The organism is Acinetobacter sp. YH12128 (genome assembly GCF_013418655.1).
Taxonomy (GTDB): Bacteria; Pseudomonadota; Gammaproteobacteria; order Pseudomonadales; family Moraxellaceae; genus Acinetobacter; species Acinetobacter amyesii.
In genome coordinates this window covers 1-7,934 of record NZ_VPBO01000007.1, presented here as the reverse complement: position 1 = coordinate 7,934, position 7,934 = coordinate 1, and the positions used below count along the sequence as shown (strand labels likewise).

Annotated in this window: 7 protein-coding genes and 2 pseudogenes; 2 read left to right on the top strand and 7 right to left on the bottom strand. The window is 41.0% G+C overall.

Translation table 11 applies throughout. From position 1 onward, the window contains the following. Nucleotides 1-125: 125 nt before the first annotated feature. The 7 genes and pseudogenes from FTU64_RS05570 to FTU64_RS05540 all read right to left on the bottom strand — a co-directional run. Nucleotides 126-410: pseudogene (locus FTU64_RS05570) on the bottom strand (acyl-CoA thioesterase); the annotation flags it as partial. Between the two features lie 9 nt (nt 411-419). After that, a complete protein-coding gene (locus tag FTU64_RS05565; protein WP_180007025.1) occupies nt 420-1,613 on the bottom strand; it encodes a heme biosynthesis protein HemY in 1,194 nt (397 codons plus the stop codon). Between the two features lie 6 nt (nt 1,614-1,619). Continuing rightward, nucleotides 1,620-2,462, bottom strand: coding sequence for a hypothetical protein (locus FTU64_RS05560; protein ID WP_180007023.1), 843 nt, complete (start codon nt 2,460-2,462; stop codon nt 1,620-1,622). Beyond that, nucleotides 2,459-3,238 (bottom strand): uroporphyrinogen-III synthase, encoded by a 780-nt coding sequence (locus tag FTU64_RS05555; protein ID WP_180059372.1) that lies wholly within the window; start codon nt 3,236-3,238, stop codon nt 2,459-2,461. The genes FTU64_RS05560 and FTU64_RS05555 overlap by 4 nt, the downstream gene beginning before the upstream one ends. A gap of 3 nt (nt 3,239-3,241) precedes the next feature. Continuing rightward, entirely contained in the window at nt 3,242-4,159 is a 918-nt protein-coding gene (hemC, locus tag FTU64_RS05550) for a hydroxymethylbilane synthase (RefSeq protein WP_218950843.1), read from the bottom strand. A gap of 95 nt (nt 4,160-4,254) precedes the next feature. Further along, nucleotides 4,255-4,995 (bottom strand): LytTR family DNA-binding domain-containing protein, encoded by a 741-nt coding sequence (locus FTU64_RS05545; protein ID WP_180012128.1) that lies wholly within the window; start codon nt 4,993-4,995, stop codon nt 4,255-4,257. 53 nt (nt 4,996-5,048) lie between these two features. Then, a pseudogene (locus tag FTU64_RS05540) lies at nt 5,049-6,202 on the bottom strand (sensor histidine kinase). On the opposite strand from FTU64_RS05540, the gene argH reads away from it, so the two are divergent. Together argH and FTU64_RS05530 are read left to right on the top strand one after the other, a co-directional pair. Beyond that, nucleotides 6,193-7,623: an argininosuccinate lyase gene (argH, locus tag FTU64_RS05535; protein WP_180059370.1), complete on the top strand. Its 1,431-nt coding sequence runs from the start codon at nt 6,193-6,195 to the stop codon at nt 7,621-7,623. The pseudogene FTU64_RS05540 and the gene argH sit on opposite strands and share 10 nt — an antisense overlap. A 27-nt stretch (nt 7,624-7,650) precedes the next feature. Beyond that, nucleotides 7,651-7,923 carry an oxidative damage protection protein gene (locus FTU64_RS05530; protein WP_078193129.1) on the top strand — a complete coding sequence of 91 codons (273 nt, stop codon included), beginning with the start codon at nt 7,651-7,653 and terminating at the stop codon, nt 7,921-7,923. Nucleotides 7,924-7,934 lie beyond the last annotated feature (11 nt).

Here is a 7,934-nt window from a genome sequence, read left to right as displayed (position 1 = left end):
ACTGAGGATCAGAAAGCTTGTTTGAATCGATGTATTTCATCCGCAGATTATGCACGAATGCTAAGAAATCCGGAGTGCAAATATTAACCAAAAAGAAGATCGTTTTTTGATTTATGAAAGAGATCTAATATATAACCCATACGAAATGCACTATTTCTTAATTCTTCAACGCGCGTTGCCACTTTTAAAATATCAGGATAAACCACGGGGCTTAAATATTTACACTGGCTTGAAGCAACAACCGTAACCACAGACTGATTAAATATATCCAACTGATCTAAATAACCAATCCGCGCACTTTCCATATAACGATAATAATGCACGTTATTTACATGACCAAAAGCATCCATATCCCCCCAAGCTACGTGTTGAGTATGAATCAATGAATATTGAGCTAAATCTTTTTGCATATTATGTCCTTATATTCTAATTTCCATAAAATTAGCATTATTTTCAAATATTAAATTTAATTGTTTGGTCAAATATTCCTGCTGATTTAAAGCTGACTTGATACGTAAATAACTCATTAATACATCATCTGGATATAATTCTAATAATGCATCCGCCTCAGCTTGGCGTTCTGTCGCTTGGTAAATATTCCATTTTGCAAAACTAAAAACAGGTAGTGCAGGATACTTTTCTTCCCAACGTTGAATCTGCTGTTCTACAGCCACATAGTCAGGGTTTTGCTTCAACATTTTTTGCTGGAACCACAAAAAGAACACTTCTTTGTTAAATTGCTGTTCAAGTAAATGAATAGCCAATTGCTCATGTTCCTGACTCATCTCTGGCATACGAGACAAGACTTTTAACCACAACACTTTGACCGCATATTTACGCTCTGTTATTTGATCTTGCAAATCCAAATAACGCTGCTTTAAATGCTGTAAGTCATCGACATCAGCTTGATCAAATGCAGATAATAATTGCTCCAACCAAGCTTGTTTTGTCAGCTCATCTAAATGTCCATAACGTGTCGAACGCAAATACAACCAAGGAAACTGCAACGCAAACATGCCCCATAGCGTGGTTAAACGCTGCTCATAGGCAGTGCTGACTTTTTGCAACCATGGCGATAATTCATGTTGATTCAAAAATTCGAGATGCGTTAAAGCCTTTTCACCCTCTTGTTGGGATAAATAAATTTCAATCCGTTGCAATTCTGCGAGTTCAAAAGCCATTGGATTGGTCTGAGTTAATGCATTTAATGCTGTTTCATATTGTTGCTGAATCCAATATAAACGCGCATCAATCACCCCTTTTAATAATCCAGACTCAGTAAAAGCTTGCTGAATAAAGTTTTTTTGATCTTGCGCAGCATTTAAAAGCCAAATGACAGCCAATTGTTCATAGGGATGCAGTTTATTAAAACTAAAGACTGTTTCAGATTTACGCTGCTCTCGACTTAAATAGCGTTTAACCGCATACCAAAGCATTTGCACGAACAAACTCAGTAGTGCCAGCAATAATGCTAAAAACCAAATATTGGATTGAACTTGCCATTCACGCCAGTATAAATAGACATAGCCTGCACCATGTCCAAAACTCAGCAAACTAATAATGGCAACAACCAATAAGCTAATAAATAAATAGGCCAATAAAATATGTTTCATAGTCGATTATCCTATGAGTGCCCGAGTATTTAATAGCGGTACAGAAATAACCGGAATGTCCTTTAATTGTTCTAGACGTTGGCGTATCGGTTTTAATGAAGCATCTGGCAATTGCTGCATAATTTGCATAATTTCAGTGATTTCTTGTTGAAATTGAGGATATTGTCCTTGATTTAAAACTTGCTGAGCCAAAATTAAACGTAACTGCATTTCTTTTAATACCAAGCTACGCTGCATTAATACGGGACTCGGTTGTTCGACTGATTCGACTTGAATCCATTTTTGCCAAAAAGAAAGACCTTTTTGCTGCTCTTTTGAACTATAGGGCTTTAATATTTCTTTTTCTAACAATTGATCGATGGATTGCAGGGTATTTTTCACTTTATCAGATTGCAACTGACGCTCTGTCACATATTGCTTTAAGGTCTCACGGTCTTTTTGAATCACCTGATGCAAACTCATACGCAGTGCAGGTGCCAAGCTCAACTGATCTAATTGTTGGTCTAATTGGTTTAATTTTTCTAAAGCGACAGCAAATTGTTGTTGCTGCATGGCAAATTCAACCAAATCAAGTTGCTGGCCCACAACCATCATTGGCTCAATACTATGGGTCGCCTCAGCAGCAATCGAAGCATTCGATGTAGTTGCAGCCGACATCTCGGTCGTTGTGCCATTCAACTGGCGTTTCAAAGCCACGACCTGATCATTCAAACCTGCATTGCGCTGTTGCAATAAAGTTTGTTGTTGCATCAGTTCGGTTTGTTGAGCATTGACCTGAAACAAGTCAAAACTGAGTTTAGCCAACCAAAGTACGGCGACAATGACCACAACGACAAACAACTTCTTCATGTATTTCCCTGCACGACTTGCACATGCTGCAATATGTGTGTCGCGTTTAAATCTTCGAGTTGAATAATTTTAAAATCTTTGTTCAGTGTTATACGACTTTGCTCAAGTAGCTCGAACAACCTTACACCTAAAACTAAAAAATGTGCATGACTCAGCACTGATAAATGCGACTGAATCAAGTCAAGCCAATTGAGCCAACTGGCCTCACTGGTGATCAACATACAATACGGAGATGACAACTGATGTTCAGAAATGAGTGTTTTTACTTTTTGAGTGGTCTCTTCCGGTAGATGCCGTTCGTATAGCACAAAATTGAGAACCTGAATGCCACGTTCTAGCAACTGCTGCATCATAAATTGACGACCACCTTCACCGCGCCAAAATGCAACACAAGCCCCGGTCTCTAATTGTTCTAAATGGCTTAAGGTGAGCATTCCCTCCGATGTTTCCACCTGCGGTACCACACTGTGAATGCCATAATCAGCCAGCTTTGCTGCGGTTGCGTCACCAACTGCAACCCATTGAATATGTTCGAACTGCTCAAGTGAAATGCCTGCCTTACGCAAACCTTGCATACCAAAGGTGACCGCAGAGGGGCTCACCACAACCAATACATCCGCAGCACTCAACTGGGCGTAGCACGCTGCCAATGCTTCTGACCATGCCCGCGGCTTGAGCTCAAGTAATGGAAGCTCAGCCACAGCAACACCCGCAGAGCGCAGCGTCAAGCTAAGCTGCGCTGCACGATCTGTCGGACGTGTATTGATAAAAAGCATGTATTAATACAGTGCCTTTAAAATTTCACCGGCACCTTGGGCTAACAAGTCTTGGGCCAATTTGACACCCAACTGTTCAGCCTGTTCGGGAAGACCAATTTGCTGTGCTTTCAACAAGGTTTGACCGTCAACACTACCGACTCGACCTTCCAAATAAATCTGACCATTTTCTAAGGTTGCATAACCTGCAATCGGTACTTGGCAACCACCTTCTAGATAAGCATTAAAAGCACGTTCTGCGCGTACACAAGCATTGGTCTCTGCATGCATTAAGGGCAAAATTAAATCCAATACAGCTTGATCTTGGCTACGACATTCTAGGCCCAATGCACCTTGTCCAACTGCAGGTAAACTCACAACAGGCTCAAGAGTATGACGAATACGCTCTGCTAAGCCCAAACGCTTCAGCCCTGCACTCGCCAAAATAATCGCATCATAGTTACCCGCATCGAGTTTAGATAAACGCGTACCCACATTGCCACGCAGATCAATAATCTCAAGGTCTGGACGTTGTTTTAAAATTTGGCATTTGCGGCGCAAGCTCGATGTCCCCACCTTCGCACCTTGTGGTAAATCATCAAAACTGTTATAGGTATTTGAAACGAAAGCATCTAATGGATCTTCACGCTCACAAATCACGGCCAAGCTTAAACCTTCAGGCAATGCCATCGGCACATCTTTCATCGAATGAACTGCTAAGTCTGCACGACCATCCAACAACGCCGCTTCTAATTCTTTTACAAATAATCCTTTCCCCCCAATTTTGGCTAAAGGGGTATCTAGAACCTTGTCACCTTGGGTCACAAAGGTCACCAACTCAACTTTCAAATTTGCATGAAGTGCTTCTAAGCGTGCACGAATATGTTCCGCCTGCCAAAGTGCAAGCGGGCTTTGTCGAGTTGCGATCTTAAGGATATTCATAAATTTTAAAATACAGTCTATAGGGCTATTATTCTAAACTTAACTTGCTCAGTTGAAAATGCAAGCTTAATTCGCAATGTGCTTTGACCCTTGCCCTATAATTTTTGTATTCGCTCACGTAAATTCGGTAAATGTCGACGGCTGACCGCCAAACGCTCTTCTAAATCTCGACAACGCACCTGATATTGCCCCGAGCTTACGACTTCCAAACCATCTAAAAAGCTCACAGACACCAAGGCATTGCGATGAATGCGTATAAAACGATCACCAAATTCATGCTCTAAATCCTTCAGCGTTTCATCAATAAGTACATTGCCATTTTTATGCCGAACAGTGACATATTTCTGATCTGCAAGAAAATAATAAATATTTTCCACAGGGACCAGTTCTACACCACGATAAGTCTTTGCCGCGATTTGATGGCGGCTGATTTTAATTTCGTCCATATTTTCTTTTTGTTTTATCGTGCTCAATTGAGCTTGGGTTAATTTAGTTAAATGATCTAAAACCTGCTGCAATTCCTGTTGCATAACCGGTTTTAGTAAATATCCCTCTGCATTCGACTTAAATGCATCAAGTGCATGATGATCATATGCAGTACAAAAAATAATAGCGGGCATGGGGTCTAATTCACGCAACAATTTAGCGCAAGTCAGCCCATCCATTTCAGGCATTTGTATATCTAGTAAGATGACATCAGGCTCGAGGCTTTGAGCCAAGTCAATCGCTTGTTGACCATGTGAGGCTTTCGCAACCACTTGATGTCCAAGTTGAGTGACTAAACGTGACAATCGCTCTACTGCTAGAGGCTCATCATCACAGATCAGGATGTCCATTTCTCCTCCTTATCTCGTTAACGTCATTTATTTTTATTGGTCAACTGAGATTTCTATTTATATTGATATTGCACCACAGTCGTATACATTCCCTCGCCTGCGTAGGTTTGAAAAGTGACATGCTGACCATAATATGCCTCAAGTCGCTGTTTCACGTTTTCGATGGCAATACCATTCCCCTGACGTAATTTAATTGTATCCTGTGTATAAGGATTTGTAATAACGATATTAATTTGATTTTGTAATATTTCAATCAATATATTTATCGTACTCTTTGTCAAAATCTTTTCGACTCCATGAAAAATACTATTTTCTAACAAAGGTTGTAAAGTTAATAGTGGAATTTGTACTTGAGCGTACTGTTCAATGTCGGCCAGTTTCCACTCCACATTGAGCCGATCCCCCAATCGCATTTGTTCGATGGCCAAATAACGCTGACACAGATCGATCTCATCTTTGAGACTCACTAGCTTCAATTCTTGAAAACTCGCACGGAACAAACGCGATAAATTCAGCAGCATTTGCTCCGCTTTATCTGGGTCAATCGCAATCAAGCTAATCACATTGTTTAAGCTATTAAATAAAAAATGCGGATGAATCCGAGCTTGCATAGCCTGAATACGTGCGTTTAATTCACTATGATGTTGTCGCCCCCACTGCTCTCTTAAATATAAATATCGAAAACAAAATGCGCCAAGTAAAACCCCATAGCTCAGATTTAAAACTACACCAGCAGCTAAAACGTCTGCACTCAAGCCAGTTAAACTGAAATTTTCACCAAAATAGATCAAGACATTTAAAATTAAGGTGGTGAACAACACCAAAGCTTGCAATAAAACAAACCCGCTAAACATGAGCATTTTCATGCTTAAACCACGCGTCTTACTCTGCAAAAGCTCTGAAAATGCAGCAAATGCCAATAAAATCCAGTTAATAAACAACATATGCTGCATAACACTCGAAAAACTTAAGGCATGCCACGATTCAGCTTGGGCCAAGGCCAAGACCAAAGCCACGATATTGCCCGCAAGAAAAAGCTCCCACAGATAGTGCCAACGGCCCATTTTTCCTGAAAATACTGAAATTGTCATAGACCTAAACCCTGTCTAAAAGTTTGATCAACTTGCCCTTCGGCAACTGGGTTCGAATTTGCTATACTCTTGCTCAGTTCTATGCTTTTTATCTTATTGAGCCGACATGACCACATCTTCTAATTCCTCAAATCCGTCACAAGCCCAAACTTCAGGCATGTGGGGCGGTCGTTTTTCCGAAGCTACTGACGCTTTTGTTGCTGAATTTACAGCATCTGTACAGTTTGACCAACGCTTTTATAAACAAGATATTGCAGGTTCAATTGCACATGCAACCATGCTTGCAAAAGTTGGCGTTCTAACTGAACAAGAGCGTGACGATATTATTAATGGCTTAAACACCATTAAAGCAGAAATTGAAGCGGGTAACTTCGAATGGCGCATTGACCTAGAAGATGTGCACATGAATATTGAGTCACGCTTGACTCAACGTATCGGTATTACAGGTAAAAAACTACACACCGGTCGTAGCCGTAATGACCAAGTTGCAACCGATATCCGTCTGTATGTTCGCGACGAAATCGATGCGATTTTAGAATTATTGCAAAAATTACAAAAAGGTATCTTGGGCTTAGCGGCGAAAAACACCAATACCATCATGCCGGGCTTCACGCATTTACAAACTGCTCAGCCAGTAACTTTTGGCCACCATCTTATGGCGTGGTTTGAAATGTTGGTTCGTGACTCAGAGCGTTTAATTGACTGCCGTAAACGTACCAATCGTATGCCTTTAGGTTCTGCTGCACTTGCAGGAACAACTTACCCAATCGACCGCACATTCACTGCAGAATTACTAGGTTTTGAAGCTGTCGCTGAAAATTCTTTGGACGCCGTGTCTGACCGTGATTTTGGTATTGAATTCAATGCTGCGGCATCACTCATCATGATGCATTTATCACGTATGTCAGAAGAAATGATTCTTTGGACATCGGCACAATTCAAATTTGTGAACATTCCTGACCGTTTTTGCACCGGCTCGTCAATCATGCCGCAAAAGAAAAACCCAGACGTTCCTGAGTTGATCCGTGGTAAAACTGGCCGTGTATATGGTGACTTGATGAGCCTATTGACCCTAATGAAAGGTCAACCATTGGCATACAACAAAGACAACCAAGAAGATAAAGAACCACTATTCGATGCAATTGATACTGTTCGTGGCTCACTCATGGCATTTGCCGACATGATTCCTGCACTAGTACCAAACATTGACATCATGCGTGAAGCAGCACTTCGTGGCTTCTCAACTGCAACTGACCTTGCCGACTACCTCGTTAAAAATGGCGTAGCATTCCGTGATGCGCATGAAATTGTGGGTAAAGCGGTTGCCCTCGGTGTTCAAGAAGGCAAAGACCTTTCAGAATTAACCCTTGAGCAACTTCAACAATTCTCTGACTTGATTCAAGCCGATGTCTTCGAAAAAGCATTAACACTTGAAGCATCTGTCAATGCACGTAACCACATTGGTGGTACTGCACCTGCTCAAGTTGAAGCAGCAATTGAACGCGCACACGCACGTTTAGAAAAACTTTACGCATAACTTTTTCAAGTTAAATGGAGTATTGATATGTCTCGACAAGTGTTTTGCCGTAAATATCAGGCTGAAATGGAAGGTTTAGACTTTGCACCATTCCCGGGTGCGAAGGGACAAGAATTGTTTGATACGGTATCTAAACAAGCTTGGCAAGAATGGCTAAAACACCAAACTACGTTGATCAATGAAAAACGTTTAAACGTGTTTGAAGCTGACGCGAAAAAGTTCCTTGAAGAGCAACGTGAAAAATTCTTCAGCAATGATGAATCTTTAGAAAAAGCCGAAGGCCTAAAGCCTGAGGCGTGATAAAGCGGAGC

Coding starts and splice junctions, on each gene's coding strand:
- FTU64_RS05555 (WP_180059372.1), bottom strand. CDS start 3,238: ATGCTTTTTATCAATACACGTCCGACAGATCGTGCAGCGCAGCTTAGC.
- FTU64_RS05565 (WP_180007025.1), bottom strand. CDS start 1,613: ATGAAACATATTTTATTGGCCTATTTATTTATTAGCTTATTGGTTGTT.
- argH (WP_180059370.1), top strand. CDS start 6,193: ATGACCACATCTTCTAATTCCTCAAATCCGTCACAAGCCCAAACTTCA.
- FTU64_RS05530 (WP_078193129.1), top strand. CDS start 7,651: ATGTCTCGACAAGTGTTTTGCCGTAAATATCAGGCTGAAATGGAAGGT.
- hemC (WP_218950843.1), bottom strand. CDS start 4,159: ATGAATATCCTTAAGATCGCAACTCGACAAAGCCCGCTTGCACTTTGG.
- FTU64_RS05545 (WP_180012128.1), bottom strand. CDS start 4,995: ATGGACATCCTGATCTGTGATGATGAGCCTCTAGCAGTAGAGCGATTG.
- FTU64_RS05560 (WP_180007023.1), bottom strand. CDS start 2,462: ATGAAGAAGTTGTTTGTCGTTGTGGTCATTGTCGCCGTACTTTGGTTG.